The organism is Sphingomonas sp. PWP1-2 (assembly GCF_049898305.1).
GTDB lineage: Bacteria > Pseudomonadota > Alphaproteobacteria > Sphingomonadales > Sphingomonadaceae > Sphingomonas > Sphingomonas glacialis.
This window is the reverse complement of sequence record NZ_JAFCXM010000001.1, coordinates 200286-216213: the sequence shown is the minus strand read 5'-3', so window position 1 is coordinate 216213 and position 15928 is coordinate 200286. Positions and strand designations below refer to the sequence as shown.

Sequence of the window (15928 nt, the reverse complement as noted above, 5' to 3'; positions counted from 1 at the left end):
AAAAAGACGGCCCGCCCCTCGCAATCGAGGAGCGGGCCGCCCTTAATCCAGCATTAGGCGCGTCAGAAGCGCGAGCGCAGCGTCACGCCGTAGGTGCGCGGCTCGGCGAGGAAGGCCGAGTAGAGCGCATTGCCCGTTCCGCCGAAGCTTGCGACGTTGGCCGACGAGCCAGCGCCCTGGAACGGCGTGTTGAACGCGACCTGGATGTACTGCTTGTTGAACACGTTCTGTGCCCAGAACTCGATCGCCCACAGCTGATCCTTGCCACGGATGCCGAGACGCGCATTGACCAGCGCAAAGCCGTCCTGCTTCTTCTCGGGCGCCAGATCCGACCCGGTGTTATAGTCGGAGGTCATGCGGCTATCGACATAGACCAAGCCAGACATGCCGTTCGAGCCGAGATCGGGCGTCCACGCCGCCGACGTCGTCACGACGTGACGCGGGGCGTTCGACAGCTGGCTGCCGGGGAGCAGGAACAACGCCGGATCGAGCGGTGCACCCGCCGAATTGCCGACCAGATTGCGCGCAATCTTGGTGTCGGCGAAGGTGTAGCCTGCCGTCACCTGGAACTGGCGGATCGGCGTCATCGTCGCTTCGAGCTCGACGCCCTGCGAGATCACGCCGGGCTTGTCCGCCTTGCCCGTGCACTGGCCGGTCGCGGCCAGATTGTCGGTGTCGCCGCCGTTGAGGCTGGTCGAGCAGCCGATCAGGTTCTGCACGACGAAGACCGAGCCGTTGAAGGTGTTGAGCTGGAAGTTCTTGAACTCCGACCGGAACGCCGCGACGTTGAGGCTGAAGCCGCGCGTCTTGAACTTGGCGCCGAGTTCGTAGCTGTTGACCGTTTCCGCCGCAAACCGCAGCGCCGCCGCATCGGCATTGCTGCGCGGGCTGAACACGCCCGATGCACCGCCGAGTGGCGAGCGATCGAGGTTGTAGCCGCCCGACTTGTAGCCCTTGGCATAAGACGCATAGGTCAGCAGGCTGGGGATCGGCTTCCACGACAGCACCGCCGTGCCCGTCACCTTACCCTCGCCGAAATTGTTCTGCAGGTTGAGTGCGTTGAGCGACGAGGACGAGTTGCCGGTGCAGCTCAGCGTCAGGATGCCGCCGATAAAGCCCTTGGCCGATGCCGGGACAGCGGCGCTGCTCAGCAGCGGTCCCAGATTGGCCTGCTGCACGGGGCAGACGGTGTTGGTGTTGTTGAAGTTCGCGCTGAAGGTCTTGGCCTCGTGCGTGTAGCGCGCGCCGAGCGTCAGCGAGACGGTGTCGGTGATGTGGAAGATGTTGTGCGTGAAGAACGCGTAATTCTCGCTCTTCTGGCGATAGACCGAACCGTTGTCGCCGACGTTGTTGACGCCGCCGCCGAGGCCCGGGCCACCCGTCAGGCGATCAAGCCCGCCGAGCACTGCGGGTGCCAGCGTACCGAAAGCGCCAGTGACCGTCGCGCGGCCGGCTGCCGACAAGCAGCCCGGCGCGGTGTTGTTCTGGAGCGCGGCATTCTGGCTGATGTTGGTGACCAGACGGCACGCGGCGAACGCGCCGTAATTCGCGCCGAACACCGCGTTATCGACGACGCGGAGCGTCTCCTTCGAGTAGAAGCCGCCGACGAGCCAGTCGAGCTTGTCGCCGAACGCCGACCCCTGGAGGCGCGCTTCCTGCGTGAAGGTGTGGAACTGGCGGTAGGCGTTGCCGTCGGCCGCGCGGTGCGTCAGATCGATATTGGTGTAGTCGACGTCACCGGCATTGCCCGATTTGTATTCGCGGTATGCAGTGATCGAGGTCAGCGTCGCGCCGCCGAGATTCCAGTCGGCCTGGAGCGAGCCGCCATAGTCGACCGTCGTGTTGCGATACGTCTGGCCCGGCGTGATCGCGACTTCGCGGTTGAAGGTGCCCGGCGTGTTGCCGGCCAGCGGATAGGTCGCTCCGGCACGGCGCAGGATGTCGACGATCGGATTGGCCGGGGTAACCGACACGGCGCGGTCGTCATTGACCGAGCTGCCATTGGCCTGGACCGCATTCGCGGTCGGATCGAAGGTCTGCTGCTGGCTGTAATAGGTCGCGCCGCAGCAGCTTTCCTTACGGTGCGAATAATCGCCGATCAGGCGGAAGCTGAGGTCGGCGGTCGGCTTGAACAGCAATTGCCCGCGGACGAAATAGCGGTCGCGATTGTTGACGCGCGACTCTGTACCGTTCGCCGGGTTGACCGTGCGGTAGAAGCCATCGCGATTGACGTAGACGCCGTCGAGACGGAACGCGAGCTGGTCGGTGATCGGCCCGGTGATCCCGCCGGCAAGGCGCTTCTGGTCGTAATTGCCGTAGGTGCCCTCGGCATAGCCGCCGAAGGTGAATTTCGGCGATGCGGTGATGATGTTGATGAGGCCGGCCGATGCGTTGCGACCGAACAGCGTGCCCTGAGGCCCGCGCAGCACTTCGACGCGGTCGATCTCGCCGAGTTCGTTGAGGCCAACGCCGGTGCGGCTGCGATAGACGCCGTCGATGAACACCGCGACCGAGCTTTCGAGACCGGGATTGTCGCCGACGGTGCCGACGCCGCGGATACGCGCCGAGGCGTTCGATTCGCTGCCGGTCGAGGAAATCAGCAGCGACGGCGCCAGCTGGTTGAGCGCGCGAATGTCGGAACCGCCAGAATTCTGCAGCGATTCCTGCCCGACGGCCGAGACCGCGATCGGCACGTTCGACAGACGCTCGGAGCGGCGCGTCGCGGTGACGATGATGTCGCCGGCATTGGTGTCCTGGGTGGCGGCGGGAGCGGTTGCGGAGGTTCCGACCTGTGCGTCTTGCTGCGTGGTGGCGGGGGCAGTCTGGGCGAAAGCAGGTGCCGAGATCGCGACAGCAGCGACCGACAATAAGTACGCGGTTTTGCGCATTTCAGAACTCTCCAACGTTTTTTAGTTTTTTGGGTATTGTCGCCCCGAATAGCTACGCAAGGCTGAGCGTAAAGCAAAAAGCCCTGCGGAAACACGATTTAGAAGATAGGTGATGTAGTATGGCCACACCGACCCAGCCGCGCGCGCGACGGCGGCCCCGGAATGACGCTACGTAATGCTGGGAATGCCCCGGGCCGGCGCGCAAACGCGTCGGCCAGCCCGGAAAAGGTTGTATTTCAGGACTTATTTGGGCGCGAGCACCATCAGCATCTGACGGCCTTCCATGCGCGGATAGGCCTCGACCTTGGCGGTCTCGGCGACATCGGCCTGGACGCGCTGGAGGAGGACCATGCCGAGCTGGCCGTGGCTCAATTCACGCCCGCGGAAGCGCAGCGTGATCTTGACCTTGTCGCCCTCGTCGATGAACTCGAGCACCTTCTTCATCTTGGTGTCATAGTCGTGGTCATCGATGTTCGGACGCATCTTGATCTCCTTGATCTCCTGCGTCTTCTGCGATTTCCGCGCGAGGTTGGCCTTCTTCTGCGCCTCGTACTTGAACTTGCCGACATCGAGGAACTTGGCGACGGGCGGATCGGCGTTGGGCGACACTTCGACTAGGTCGAGACCGACCTCGCGCGCCTGCTCCATCGCCTCGCGGGTGTACATGACACCGAGGTTCTCACCGTCCTGGTCGATCACGCGAACCTTGGGCGATACAATGAATTCGTTGAAGCGAGGGCCATTCATCGGCGGCGCCTGGCGGGTCATCGGGGGTCGGATAGGTGTAGCTCCTGCGATTGTTTCAGGGACGATATAGGGCTTTTTCGGGCAAAACGAAAGGTGGCGTCGCGCATCTTCGTCGCGCGCCCCCCGGCGAAGGCCGGGGAGCGCAACCCGGTTACAGATCCGGGGCCTTGGCCGCCTCGGTCAGCATCGCGATCGCGTCGTCGAGCGTCAGGAACTGCTGGCGGTCGCTGCCCAATTGCCGCAGCGCGACCTTGCCCTCCTCGGCTTCGCGCTTGCCGACGACGAGCAGGTTCGGAACCTTCGCCAGCGAATGCTCGCGCACCTTGTAGTTGATCTTCTCGTTGCGCAGATCGGTTTCGACCCGAATCCCCGCCGCCTTGAGCTTCTCGACCACCTCCCGCGCGTAATCGTCGGCGTCGGACACGATCGTCGCGACCACCGCCTGGACGGGCGAGAGCCATAACGGAAAGCGCCCGGCGTGGTGCTCGATCAGGATGCCGATGAAGCGCTCGAACGTGCCGAGGATCGCGCGGTGGAGCATGATCGGGCGATGCCGCTCGCCATCGGCGCCGACATACGACGCGTCGAGTCGTTCGGGCAGCACGCGGTCGGACTGGATCGTGCCGACCTGCCACGTCCGGCCGATCGCATCGGTCAGGTGGAATTCGAGCTTGGGCGCATAGAAGGCGCCTTCGCCCGGCAGTTCCTCGAACTTGGCCTTGATCGATTCGCTGAGCTTCGAGCCGAGCACCGCCTTGCGCAGTTCGTCCTCGGCCTTGTCCCACATCTCCTCGCTGCCAAAGCGCTTGTCGGGACGCAGCGCGAGCTTGACCGCATAATCCTCGAAGCCGAGGTCGCGGTACACGCTGTCGAGCAGCTCGCAGAATTGCTGCACCTCGGCGACCAACTGGTCCTCGCGCACAAAGATATGTGCATCGTCCTGCGTGAACTGGCGGACCCGCATAATCCCGTGGAGCGCGCCGTGCGGCTCGTTGCGATGGCAGCAGCCGAATTCGGCCATGCGGATCGGCAGGTCGCGATACGATTTGATCCCCTGGCGGAAGATCAGCACGTGCGCCGGGCAATTCATGGGTTTCAGCGCCATCAGGTCGGCGGTGCCGCTGAAGATCGCCGCGTCATCCTCGGTATTGGGGATCTCGTCGGGCACCACGAACATGTTCTCGCGATACTTGCCCCAGTGCCCTGACTGCTCCCACTGGCGCGCGTCCATCAGCTGCGGCGTCTTGACCTCGGCATAGCCCGCGGCGTCGAGCCGGCGGCGCATATAGGCTTCCAGCTGCCGCCACAGGATGAAGCCCTTGGGGTGCCAGAACACCGAGCCCTGCGCTTCCGACTGGAGGTGGAACAGATCCATTTCCTGCCCGATCTTGCGATGGTCGCGCTTGCCGGCCTCCTCGAGCATTGTGAGATGCGCGTCGAGCTGCTTCTTGTTGAGCCAGCCGGTGCCATAGACGCGGCTGAGCATCGCGTTCTTCTGGTCGCCGCGCCAGTACGCACCCGAGACGCGCGTCAGCTTGAACGCGTTGGGGTCGAGCTTACCGGTCGAGGCGAGATGCGGTCCGCGGCACATGTCGAGCCAGGCGCCGGGGCCGTTGCCCGCCTTGTAGACCGTCAGTTCCTCGCCCTCGGGGAGTTCGGCGGCCCATTCGGCCTTGAAGGTCTCGCCCTCGGCCTGCCAGCGCGCGATCAGATCGGCGCGGCTCCACACTTCGCGGATCAGCGGCTCGTTCTTGGCGATGATGCGGCGCATCTCGGCCTCGATCGCGGGCAGATCCTCGTCGGTGAACGGGCGATCCTTCGGCGCGAAATCATAGTAGAAACCATCGTCGGTCGAGGGACCGAAGGTGATCTGCGTGCCGGGGAAGAGATGCTGGACCGCTTCGGCGAGGACGTGCGCGAAATCGTGGCGCGCGAGTTTGAGCGCATCGGCCTCGTCCTTCGACGTCACCAGCGCCAGCTGCGTGTCGCCCTCGAACGGGCGCATGATGTCGCGCAGCTCGCCGTCGATCCGCGCGGCGATGGCGGCCTTGGCGAGGCCGGGACCGATCGCTGCGGCCACATCGGCCGGGGTAGTCCCCGGGGCTACCTCGCGGACGGAACCGTCGGGCAGCGTGATGCGGAACATGGCGGACATTATCGCGGTCTTTCGTGGGACAATAGGAACCGGCGGTGACACCGGGAGCGCCGATATAGCCACGTGCAAGCGCGCCGTCATCCCCGGGACTGGTATGGCGGCACGGACACCCCATCTCGGGAATGGGAAACGGGGGAACGATGATGCTGACGGGTCTGCTGGTGTTCGCGATCGTGGTGCTCAAGCGCTTCCCGGAGACCGCAGCCGCGCGCTGGATGATGCGGATGGTCGGCGAGACCCTCACCGCGCTCGGCCGGGTTAAGCGCAAGCATCTGATCTTCCTTGCGCTGATGACGGTCATTCTCGTCGCGGGGACCGAACTGCTCGCGCTCGCCGGGCCGTTCGACATCGCGCTGGTGCTGCTGTGGGATATCTCGGCGTATGTCGACATCGTGCTGACGACGATGGTCGTCGCCACCGCGACGCGCGGGATGACCGGCTGGCACGCGCTTGTTGCGCGGATCGCTTCGCGCCGGAGCCCGCGCGCGCGGCGGCAGCGGAGCGCGCGCAAGGCAGCGCCGTCGGCGAATGATGATAAAAGGCCGGCGGTGTTCGCACGCGCCGCCTAACCCGTCCCCCCGGCCTTGTGCCGGGGCCCACCGTGCCGCGCGCGCTGACCCGTCAGTGCGTGCATCCCCGTGGACCCCGGCACAAGGCCGGGGTGACGGAGATTAGATGGGCGCGCGAAAGACCCCTAGCGCAGCAGCACCAGCTCTTCCGCCATCGACGGATGCAACGCGACGGTCTGGTCGAAATCGTCCTTGGTCAGCCCGGCCTTCACCGCGACCGCTGCCGCCTGCAGGATCTCGGGCGAATCGGGCCCGATCATGTGCAGCCCGAGCACCTGCCCCGTCTCGGCATTGCACACCATCTTGTACAGCGCGCGCTCGTTGCGGCCCGCCAGCACGTTCTTCATCGGGCGGAAGTCGGACGTATAGACCTTCACCGATCCGAACTTGTTCTTGGCCTGCGCCTCGGTGAGGCCAACGCCCGCCATCGGCGGATGGCTGAACACCGCCGAAGGGATGTTCTCGTAATCGACGCGGTGCGGCTTGTTGCCGAACAGCGTGTCGGCAAACGCCTGCCCCTCGCGAATCGCGACGGGGGTGAGCTGGACGCGGTTGGTAACATCGCCGACCGCATAGATGCTATCGCAAGTCGACTTGTTGTCCGGATCGACGACGATCGCGCCCTTGTCGTCGAGCTCGACGCCGGCACTCTCGAGCCCCAGCCCCTCGGTGTTGGGCGAACGCCCCGTTGCGAACATCACGCAATCGACGTCGATCGGCTCGTGGCCCGTCATCGACACGCGCAGGCAGCCATCGGGCTGCTTCTCGATCCCGCGGAACGCGGCGTTGAAGCGGAAATCGAGCCCCTTCATCATCGAGATCTGGAGCAAGCGATCGCGGATCGATTCGTCATAGCCGCGCAGGATCACGTCGGTGCGGTTGATCAACGTCACCTTCGAACCGAATTCGTTGAAGATCCCGGCGAACTCGTTGGCGATATAGCCGGCACCCGCGATCAGGATGCGCTTGGGCACGGCATCGAGGTGGAACACTTCGTTCGAGGTGATGCCGAGCTCGTGCCCCGGGCATTCGGGGACGATCGGCGTCGCGCCGACCGCGATCAGAATGGTGCCCGCGGTCACTTCGCGCCCGTCGCCAAGCTTGACCGAATGCGGTCCCGTGACGGTCGCACGGTCGAGGATGATCTCGACGCCGTTATTGGTCAGCGTGTCGGTATAGGCGCCGTTGATCCGGTCGACCTCCTCCATCACATTGTCGCGCAGCCGGGCCCAGTCGAACCCGAGATTCTCCGGCACGTCCCAGCCGAAGCGCTTGGCGTCCTTCAGATCCTCGGCGAAATGCGCGCCATAGACGAGCAGCTTCTTGGGCACGCAGCCGCGGATGACGCAGGTGCCGCCGACGCGATATTCCTCGGCCACCGCGACCTTAGCGCCGTGGGCCGCCGCGACGCGCGACGCCCGCGTGCCGCCCGAGCCCGCACCGATGACGAAAAGATCGTAGTCATACTCAGCCATGTCGTGTCCTTTTGCGGCCGCTTACCGCGCGGCTTGTAAATCTGCATTCCGTCGCCCGCCGGATAGTCTCGCGCGCTAGCGTTGCCCGGCGCGGCGCATCGGCATCGCATCGATCGTCGCGACCAACGTGGCGCGATCGATCGGCTCGGCACGGCGCAGCGCGGCATTGCCGTCCTTGCCGACCAGGACGATGCCGAACGCCGCCTTGGGCAGCCGCCAGCGCGTCCTGAGCGCCGCCGCGCTATCCGTCGCACCGCGCACGCTATCGCCGGTCACCTCGACGACCGTGACGTCACGATCGCCGAGCTCCTGCGGCATCGCGTCGAGCGAGGCCCGCTGCGCGATGCGTCGCGCATCGGCTTCGTTCGGCGCGGCGACGATCAGTACGCGGCGCTCGTACCGCATATCGGCGACCGTAGCCGCCGCTATCGCCGCCGCGAGCAGCATCACCCGAACGCGCGCTTGATCAGGTCGGTGGTCGACACGTCGAACTCCTGGTCGCCCGCATCGGCGGCCTTGGCCATTTCCTTGCCGAGCTCGACGCCGAACTGGTCGAACGAGTTGATCCCGAGCAGCACGCCGCTGACGAACACGCGCTGTTCGTAGAAGGCAATCAGCGCGCCGAGCGTGCGGGCGTCGAGATCGTCGATCAAGATCGTCGAGCTCGGTCGGTCGCCCGAATAGCTGCGCGCCAGATCGTCGTTGGGACGGCCCTTCATCAACGCCGCACCCTGCGCAAAGGCGTTGAGCAGCAACTGGCGGTGATGATCCTCCGACAGCGTATCGCCAGCCTCGATCACCGCGACGAATTCGACCGGCACCAAATGCGTGCCCTGGTGGAGCAGCTGGAACACCGCATGCTGCGCATCGGTGCCGACCCCGCCCCAAGTGATCGCCGCGCTCGGCCGGTCGAGCTTCTGCCCGTCGATCGTCGTGCCCTTGCCGTTCGATTCCATCTCGAGCTGCTGGAGATATGACGGCAGCAGCCGCAGCCGCTCGTCATAAGCGAAGGTCGCACGAGTCTCGGCGTGGCGGACTTGCGTGTAATAGAGATCGGCAAACGCCGCGAGCGCGGGCGCGTTCTGGCTGAGCGTGGTGTGCTGGAAATGCCGGTCCATCTCGGCAGCGCCCTCGAGCAGCTCGGCGAAATTGTCCCAGCCGAGCGCGATCGCGGCGGGGAAGCCGATCGACGACCAGAGCGAATAGCGCCCGCCGACCGAATCGGCGAAGGGCAGCACGCGCGTCTCGTCGACGCCCCATTCGACCGCCTTGTCGGGATCGGCGGTCAGCGCGATGACGCGGCCATAGGCGTCCTCGACGCCCGCCTCGCCCATCCACTGCAGCACCGAATCGGCGTTGGTCAGCGTTTCCTTGGTGGTGAAGGTCTTCGACGCGATCACCAGCAGCGTGGCGGTCGGATCGAACTTCTTGAACACCTCCTCGAGCGCGGCGCCGTCGATGTTCGAGACGATCGCGACCTCGTATGCGGTATCCTCGCGCCCCAGCGCATCGATCAGCAGGTCGGGGCCGAGCGCCGAGCCGCCGATCCCGACGTGGAGCACGTGGCGGATGTCGCCGAGCGCACCCGCCGCGATCGCGTCGATCAGCGCGCGCATCCGCGCGTGGAGCATCGCGGCCTTGGCGTTATCGTCCTCGCTCCCCTCGCCGCGCTCGGCGACGTGCGTGACCGAGCGGTTCTCGGTGACGTTGATGACCTTGCCCGAAAACAGCGCCTCGCGCTTGCCGTGCAGATCCTGCGCCTTGGCGAGCGCCTCGAACGCGGTGACCGCCTCGGTGGTCAGATGGGTCTTCGACCAGTCGAAATGGATCCCGGCGACGTCGACGCTGAAGGTCTCGAGCCGATTGGCATCCTCCGCAAACAGCGTCTCGAGCTTGGGCGAGGGCAAAGCCTCGATCGCGGTCCAGTCGGCAGACATGCAGGTACCTCATCGGTCGTGGGGAGGGAAACGATTCCCGCGCTAGATCGCCCTATCGAGGCGGCATTACAACCACCAGCTTGACGATGTTCGCGCACAGCACCAAACCGCGCGATATGGCCGATCCCACCCCGCTTCGCGACGTGTCGCCGCGCAAATCCGAAACGCGCGAAACGCTCGTCTTCTTCCTCAAGCTCGCGATCGTCGTGTTCGTGTTCCGCAGCTTCGTGTTCGCGCCGTTCAGCATCCCGTCGCAGTCGATGCTGCCGCGGCTCTATATCGGCGACTATCTGTTCGTCTCGAAGTGGAACTACGGCTATTCGCGCTGGTCGCTGCCATGGGGCGTGCCGCTGATCCCGGGGCGGATCCTCGGCCGCGATCCGGCGCGCGGCGACGTCGTCGTGTTCCGCGGCCCTCCGGGCGACGACCATGACGTGATCAAGCGCGTGATCGGCTTGCCCGGCGACAGCGTGCAGATGCGGGGCGGCCAGGTGATCCTCAACGGCCGTGCCGTGCCCAAGATCAAGATCGCCGACTTCACGATCCCGCTCTCGCCCAATTACCCCGGCGGCAGCGAATGCCCCGCCGAGTTCGAGGACATGAGCGCGGGCAAGCCGATCTGCCGTTACCAGCAATTCCGCGAGACGCTGCCGAACGGCAAGAGCTATGCCGTGCTCGACCGCGGCGAGCAGATCAATGCCGACGAGACGGGTGTCTACAACGTCCCCGCGGGCCACGTCTTCGTGATGGGCGACAATCGCGACGACAGCGGCGACAGCCGCTTCGCGCCGCCCGAAGGCATGGGGATGGTCCCGATGGAGCGGATCGAGGGCAAGGCGGTGTTCTCCTTCTTCTCGACCGACGGCAGCGCCAATTGGGTCCTACCCTGGACGTGGTTCTCGGCGGCACGCTGGAGCCGGATCGGGGAAGGCTTTTGAGCGCTGACCTCAGTGCCTGGATCGCCGCGAGCCTCGGCCACACCCCACGCGACATCGCGCCGTTCGAGCGCGCGCTGACGCATGGCAGCCAGGCCAAGGCGAATTACGAGCGGCTCGAATTCCTCGGCGACCGCGTGCTCGGGCTGGTGATGGCCGAGTGGCTGTTCGAGCTGTTCCCGAACGAGCCCGAAGGCGCGCTGTCGAAGCGCTTCAATGCGCTGGTGACGGGCGCGGTGTGCGCCGATGTCGCGCGCGGCCTCGGCGTCGCGGCGCAATTGAAGCTCGGCAAGCAAGCGCGCGACGATGGCGCGTCGGACAGCGACAATGTGCTCGGCGACGTGATGGAGGCGCTGATCGGCGCGCTCTATCGCGAGGCCGGGCTCGACGGCGCCCGCCGCGCGATCCGCACCGCCTGGGCCGACCGCGCCAGCCGCGAACTGACCGTGCCGCAGCATCCCAAATCGGCGCTGCAGGAATGGGCCGCGGCGAACAACCGCAAGGCGCCAGCGTACGAGGTGGTCGAGCGCTCGGGCCCGCACCACGCGCCGCGCTTCCGCGTGAAGGCGGTGATCGGGACTTTCGCCGAGGCCGAGGCCGAGGGGAGTTCGAAGCAGGAAGCAGAGACGGCTGCGGCGACGGCATTGTTGGAAAAGGTGCGGCAGGGGTCACGCGGGTAAGGCCCTTCGACAGGCTCAGGGCGAACGGGTATAGCGGGTGACGTTCTCAAATGAGCGAGTCTCGTAAGATTTGCGGCGAACATCCTCCCCCGTTCGCCCTGAGCCTGTCGAAGGGCCCGCGCCCCAAAACGGAAGGTCAATCATGGCGTTCTGGGCTTACATGCTGCGCTGCGCCGACGGGCACTACTATATCGGCCACACCGACAACCTAGATCACCGCATCGGCCAGCATCCAGTCCGGCCTGACTGGCGGCTTCACCCATACCCGCCGCCCGGTCACGCTCGTGTGGTGTCAGGATTTCCCCTCCCGTCTCGAAGCGCTCGAAGCCGAACGCCGCGTTAAAGGATGGACGCGCGCCAAGAAGGAAGCCCTAATCGCTGGCGATTGGGCGCGGCTTTCTTTACTGGCGCGCAATCGCCAAGATCGAACGAGCCCTTCGACAGGCTCAGGGCGAACGGAGGTGGGGGCGGGGTCCTTCGTTTCCCCCGTTCGCCCTGAGCCTGTCGAAGGGCCTGTACCGCCCAAGGACCGCTAATGACCGACACCCCCACCCAGAAATGCGGCCTCGTCGCGATCCTCGGCGCGCCGAACGCCGGCAAGTCGACGCTCGTCAATGCGCTGGTCGGCCAGAAGGTCGCGATTGTCAGCCCTAAGGCGCAGACCACGCGTGTCCGGCTAATGGGCGTCGCGATCGAGGGCGATACCCAACTGCTGCTCGTCGACACCCCCGGCATCTTCGAACCCAAGCGCCGGCTCGACCGCGCGATGGTCCAGGCCGCGTGGGGCGGTGCCGACGGTGCCGACGTGCTAGCCCTGGTGGTCGATGCCAAGGGCGGGCTGGGCTCGAAGGTCACCACCATCGCCGAGGCGATCGCGCACCGCCCCGAGCCCAAATATCTCATCCTCAACAAGGTCGATCTCGCCGACAAGGGCAAGCTTTTGCTCCACGCCGAGAAGCTCACCGCGATGGTGCAGTTCGACGAAATCTTCTTCGTCAGCGCATCGACCGGTGACGGCTTGCCCGAATTGAAGGCACATCTTGCGAACCGGATGCCCGACGGCCCGTGGCATTTCCCCGAGGACCAGGTGTCCGACGCGAGTGAGCGCAGCCTCGCCTCCGAAGTGACGCGCGAGCAGCTGTACCTGCAGCTCCACGCCGAGCTGCCCTATGCGTCGACGATCGAGACCGAGCAGTATCTCGAGCGCGAAGACGGGTCGGTCGAGATCCACCAGCAGATCCTGGTCGAACGCCCGACGCAGCGCGCGATCGTGCTCGGCAAGGGCGGCGCGCGGATCAAGGAAATCGGCGCGCGCGCGCGCACCGAGCTCGCCGGCATCATGGGCCGCCCGGTGCATCTCTATCTGCACGTCAAGGTTCGTCCCGGCTGGGACGACGAACGCGACGTCTATCGCGACATGGGGCTCGACTGGGTCGATTGATCCTCGCGCCCATGAAAACCCCGCGCCGCAAGCTGCGACGCGGGGTTTTGCACGCGACCGTAAGGGCTTAGCGGTAGCGCCAGCCGCCATGGTGGCGATAGCGGTTCTGCCAGTAGCGGCGACCGTCCCAATAGCCGCGGTCGTAGCGGCGACCGACGATCAGGCGCGGACCACCGCGATAGACGGGACCGCCGACAAAGGCAGGCCCGCCACGCATCACGCGGCAATGACCAGCGGGTCCGCGAAACGCGCCACGACCGCAGCCGTCGCGCGCGTCCGCGGCGGTGGTGGTGCCGAGCGTTGCAGCTCCGGTGAGGAGGATGGCGGCAAGAAGCTTTTTCATGAGACCCTCTCGATATAGCGTTAGAGCAAAGCCCGTCGGGCTGACCTCACAAACGAGAGGGGCGGCAACCCGTTCCAAAATGGCCATGCCGGGCCTGCTCGCTCATCCCGCCAGCATCGCATCGACCCAGTGCGGCACCAGGCTTCCCGCCGCGCCGAGCCGCGTTTCGTGAAAATATGCGCTTCCCGCCGATCGCTCGAGATTGAGCTCGAGCGTGCGCGCGCCGGCATGCCGCGCGCCCTGGACGAAGCCCGCCGCGGGATAGACCGCGCCCGACGTCCCGATCGACACGAACAGGTCCGCCGTCCCGAGCGCGCGCTCAATCGTGTCCATCGCGTACGGCATCTCGCCGAAGAAGACGATGTCGGGGCGGAGCGCCGCCGTCCAGCACGCCGGGCACACCGACCCCGGCGGCAACGCGTCCAGCCAGCGCATGTGCGCACCACAGACAGCACACAGCGCCGATTGCAATTCGCCGTGCATGTGGAGCAACCGCTTGGCCCCGGCGCGCTCATGCAGATCGTCGACGTTCTGCGTCACGATCAGCAAATCCCCACCCCACTCGGCATCGAGCCGCGCCAGCGCGTGATGCGCGGCGTTGGGCTCGACGCGCGCCAATGCCGCTCGCCGTGCATCGTAGAAGCGGTGGACGAGCTCGGGATCGTGCGCGAGCGCCTCAGGCGTGCAGACATCCTCGACGCGGTGCCCCTCCCATAGTCCGCCGGGCCCACGAAAGGTCGCGATGCCGCTTTCGGCCGAAATACCGGCACCGGTGAGAACGACGATGCTGCGACTGTCCTGCATCATCGAGATTTAGCCGATCGGGCCAGAAGCTGCTATTCTTGCTGCAACAAAAACCGCGCTCGCAGTAGCCGTCCTTGCAATCCGCGGGGGTAGCACCAGCCTGGGGCAATTCGCGCATGGCATGTCGCCCGGCCATTGGCTAAGGCCGCCGCGAACCTATCGGAAGGGAATGTGCGTGACCGCGATCGGGATCATTGGCAGCGCTGGGCGCATGGGACATGCCTTGGCGGCGATCGTCCCCGATCTGGGCGCGACGCTCGCCGGCGGGATCGATGCGGGCGGCGACCCCGCGGCGCTGGCGCACGATTCGGACGTGCTGGTCGATTTCTCCTCGCCCTCGGCGCTCGAACGCACGCTCGCCGCCGCGCGCCGCACCAGAACCCCGATCCTGATCGGCACGACCGGCCTCGCTGCCACGCACCACGCGATGATCGACGCCGCCGCGGCCGACATCGCGGTGCTGCAAACGGGCAACGTCTCGCTCGGCGTGACGCTGCTCGCCAAGCTCGTGCGCGACGCCGCCGCGCGGCTCGGGCCCGAATGGGACATCGAAATCTCCGAATTCCACCATCGCCACAAGGTCGATGCCCCCTCGGGGACGGCCCTGCTGCTCGGCGAAGCGGCGGCGGCCGGCCGCGGCATCCCGCTCGCCGAAGCGCGCGTCGCGGACCGTGCCGGGCTGACCGGCGCGCGTTCCGAGGGGACGATCGGCTTTTCCAGCTTGCGCGGCGGCTCTGTCGCGGGGGACCATCAAGTGATCTTCGCCGGCGAAGGCGAGCGGATCGAGCTCGGCCACCGCGCCGAGAACCGCGCGATCTTCGCGCGCGGCGCGATCACCGCGGCACTGTGGCTCGTCGACAAGCCGGCCGGGCGCTACGGAATGGACGAGGTGCTCGGCGTGTGAAGCGCGCCGAAATCGTCGAATTCTACGCGCGGCTCGCCGCGGACAATCCGCATCCCGAGACCGAGCTCGAGGCGGGCAATCCGTTCCAGCTCGTCGTCGCGGTCGCGCTGTCGGCGCAAGCGACCGATGTGGGCGTCAACAAGGCGACGCGGCGGCTGTTCGAAACGGTGACGACGCCGCAGCAAATGCTCGATCTCGGCGAGGATGCGCTGAAGCAGCACATCAAGACGATCGGCCTGTTCAACACCAAGGCCAAGAATGTCATCGCGCTCTCGCAGCGGCTGGTCGACGTCTATGGCGGCGAAGTGCCGAACGACCGCGACGCGCTCGAGACGCTCCCCGGCGTGGGGCGCAAGACCGCCAATGTCGTGCTCAACGTCGCGTTCGGCGCCGAGACTTTCGCGGTCGACACGCACATCTTCCGCGTCGGCAACCGCACCGGCCTCGCGCGCGGGAAAACCCCGCTCGCGGTCGAACTGAAACTCGACAAGGCGACCCCGCAACCGTTCCGGCTCCACGCGCATCACTGGCTGATCCTGCACGGTCGCTATGTCTGCAAGGCGCGGCGTCCCGAATGCTGGCGCTGCATCGTCGCCGATCTCTGTGCGTTCAAGCCCAAGACGCCGCCGCCCAAGGCTGCGCTGCCGAAGGAGCCCTGACATGCGCCTGCTGTTCGCCGCCCTCACCCTCGCCGCCTTCGCCGCCCCGAGCGTCGCACGCGACCGCACCCCCGCCGCGACGCCTGCGGGTGTGCCGCAAAGCTGTATCCCCCTCGCATCGATCCGCGAAACGCACGTGCGCGACGACCGCACGATCGATTTCATCACGAGCGGCAAGGTCGCCTATCGCAACACCCTGCCCTTCGCCTGCCCGAGCCTCGGGTTCGAAGAGCGCTTCAGCTACGCGACGAGCCTCAGCCAGTTGTGCTCGACCGATACGATCACGGTGCTGTATTCGGGTGCCGCCCTGTCGCCCGGCGCGACATGCGGCCTCGGCCAATTCCAGCCCGTGACGCTCGCGCGCAACTAGGGCTGGCGTCACCGCGCGGGC

16 protein-coding genes are annotated in these 15928 nt (G+C 66.1%); 8 read left to right on the top strand and 8 right to left on the bottom strand.

Features of this window, described 5'->3' with window-relative positions:
- Positions 1–62 precede the first annotated feature (62 nt).
- The 3 genes from ACP7C5_RS01100 to thrS form a co-directional block, all read right to left on the bottom strand.
- A complete protein-coding gene (locus ACP7C5_RS01100) occupies positions 63–2888 on the bottom strand; it encodes a TonB-dependent receptor (protein ID WP_426262892.1) in 2826 nt (941 codons plus the stop codon).
- 243 nt (positions 2889–3131) lie between these two features.
- A complete protein-coding gene (gene infC / locus ACP7C5_RS01095) occupies positions 3132–3656 on the bottom strand; it encodes a translation initiation factor IF-3 (protein WP_037492586.1) in 525 nt (174 codons plus the stop codon).
- A 130-nt stretch (positions 3657–3786) separates the two neighbouring features.
- On the bottom strand, positions 3787–5790 hold the full coding sequence (gene thrS, locus ACP7C5_RS01090) for a threonine--tRNA ligase (protein WP_426262891.1): 2004 nt from the start codon (positions 5788–5790) through the stop codon (positions 3787–3789).
- A gap of 140 nt (positions 5791–5930) precedes the next feature.
- Between thrS and ACP7C5_RS01085 the strand changes: the two genes are divergently transcribed.
- Positions 5931–6359 carry a hypothetical protein gene (locus tag ACP7C5_RS01085; protein WP_426262890.1) on the top strand — a complete coding sequence of 143 codons (429 nt, stop codon included), beginning with the start codon at positions 5931–5933 and terminating at the stop codon, positions 6357–6359.
- A gap of 125 nt (positions 6360–6484) precedes the next feature.
- On the opposite strand, the gene gorA is transcribed toward ACP7C5_RS01085, so the two are convergent.
- The 3 genes from gorA to pgi all read right to left on the bottom strand — a co-directional run bounded on the left by gorA (position 6485) and on the right by pgi (position 9771).
- Complete coding sequence (gene gorA / locus ACP7C5_RS01080; protein ID WP_189677118.1) at positions 6485–7834, bottom strand: glutathione-disulfide reductase; 1350 nt, start codon at positions 7832–7834, stop codon at positions 6485–6487.
- A gap of 75 nt (positions 7835–7909) precedes the next feature.
- Positions 7910–8281 carry a DUF4174 domain-containing protein gene (locus tag ACP7C5_RS01075; RefSeq protein ID WP_426263371.1) on the bottom strand — a complete coding sequence of 124 codons (372 nt, stop codon included), beginning with the start codon at positions 8279–8281 and terminating at the stop codon, positions 7910–7912.
- Positions 8281–9771: a glucose-6-phosphate isomerase gene (gene pgi, locus ACP7C5_RS01070; protein WP_426262889.1), complete on the bottom strand. Its 1491-nt coding sequence runs from the start codon at positions 9769–9771 to the stop codon at positions 8281–8283. The genes ACP7C5_RS01075 and pgi overlap by 1 nt, the downstream gene beginning before the upstream one ends.
- A gap of 116 nt (positions 9772–9887) precedes the next feature.
- On the opposite strand from pgi, the gene lepB reads away from it, so the two are divergent.
- From lepB to era, 4 genes are all read left to right on the top strand, one after another.
- Positions 9888–10709 (top strand): signal peptidase I, encoded by an 822-nt coding sequence (gene lepB, locus ACP7C5_RS01065; protein WP_189677116.1) that lies wholly within the window; start codon positions 9888–9890, stop codon positions 10707–10709.
- A complete protein-coding gene (rnc, locus tag ACP7C5_RS01060) occupies positions 10706–11386 on the top strand; it encodes a ribonuclease III (RefSeq protein ID WP_426262888.1) in 681 nt (226 codons plus the stop codon). Before lepB ends, rnc begins: the two co-directional genes overlap by 4 nt.
- A 142-nt stretch (positions 11387–11528) precedes the next feature.
- The gene (locus tag ACP7C5_RS01055) at positions 11529–11729 is read left to right on the top strand and encodes a GIY-YIG nuclease family protein (RefSeq protein WP_426262887.1); all 201 of its coding nucleotides are present in this window, start codon (positions 11529–11531) and stop codon (positions 11727–11729) included.
- Between the two features lie 192 nt (positions 11730–11921).
- A complete protein-coding gene (gene era, locus ACP7C5_RS01050; protein WP_133190357.1) occupies positions 11922–12827 on the top strand; it encodes a GTPase Era in 906 nt (301 codons plus the stop codon).
- A 67-nt stretch (positions 12828–12894) separates the two neighbouring features.
- On the opposite strand, the gene ACP7C5_RS01045 is transcribed toward era, so the two are convergent.
- Positions 12895–13170: a GCG_CRPN prefix-to-repeats domain-containing protein gene (locus tag ACP7C5_RS01045; protein WP_189677112.1), complete on the bottom strand. Its 276-nt coding sequence runs from the start codon at positions 13168–13170 to the stop codon at positions 12895–12897.
- A gap of 102 nt (positions 13171–13272) precedes the next feature.
- Positions 13273–13974: an NAD-dependent deacylase gene (locus ACP7C5_RS01040; RefSeq protein WP_426263370.1), complete on the bottom strand. Its 702-nt coding sequence runs from the start codon at positions 13972–13974 to the stop codon at positions 13273–13275.
- A gap of 175 nt (positions 13975–14149) precedes the next feature.
- On the opposite strand from ACP7C5_RS01040, the gene dapB reads away from it, so the two are divergent.
- Genes dapB through ACP7C5_RS01025 form a run of 3 tightly spaced genes read left to right on the top strand, consistent with a single transcriptional unit; the run spans position 14150 to position 15907 of the window.
- On the top strand, positions 14150–14878 hold the full coding sequence (gene dapB, locus ACP7C5_RS01035) for a 4-hydroxy-tetrahydrodipicolinate reductase (protein ID WP_322160729.1): 729 nt from the start codon (positions 14150–14152) through the stop codon (positions 14876–14878).
- On the top strand, positions 14875–15537 hold the full coding sequence (gene nth / locus ACP7C5_RS01030; protein ID WP_189677111.1) for an endonuclease III: 663 nt from the start codon (positions 14875–14877) through the stop codon (positions 15535–15537). Before dapB ends, nth begins: the two co-directional genes overlap by 4 nt.
- Position 15538: 1 nt before the next feature.
- Positions 15539–15907 carry a hypothetical protein gene (locus tag ACP7C5_RS01025; protein WP_133190363.1) on the top strand — a complete coding sequence of 123 codons (369 nt, stop codon included), beginning with the start codon at positions 15539–15541 and terminating at the stop codon, positions 15905–15907.
- Positions 15908–15928: the final 21 nt, after the last annotated feature.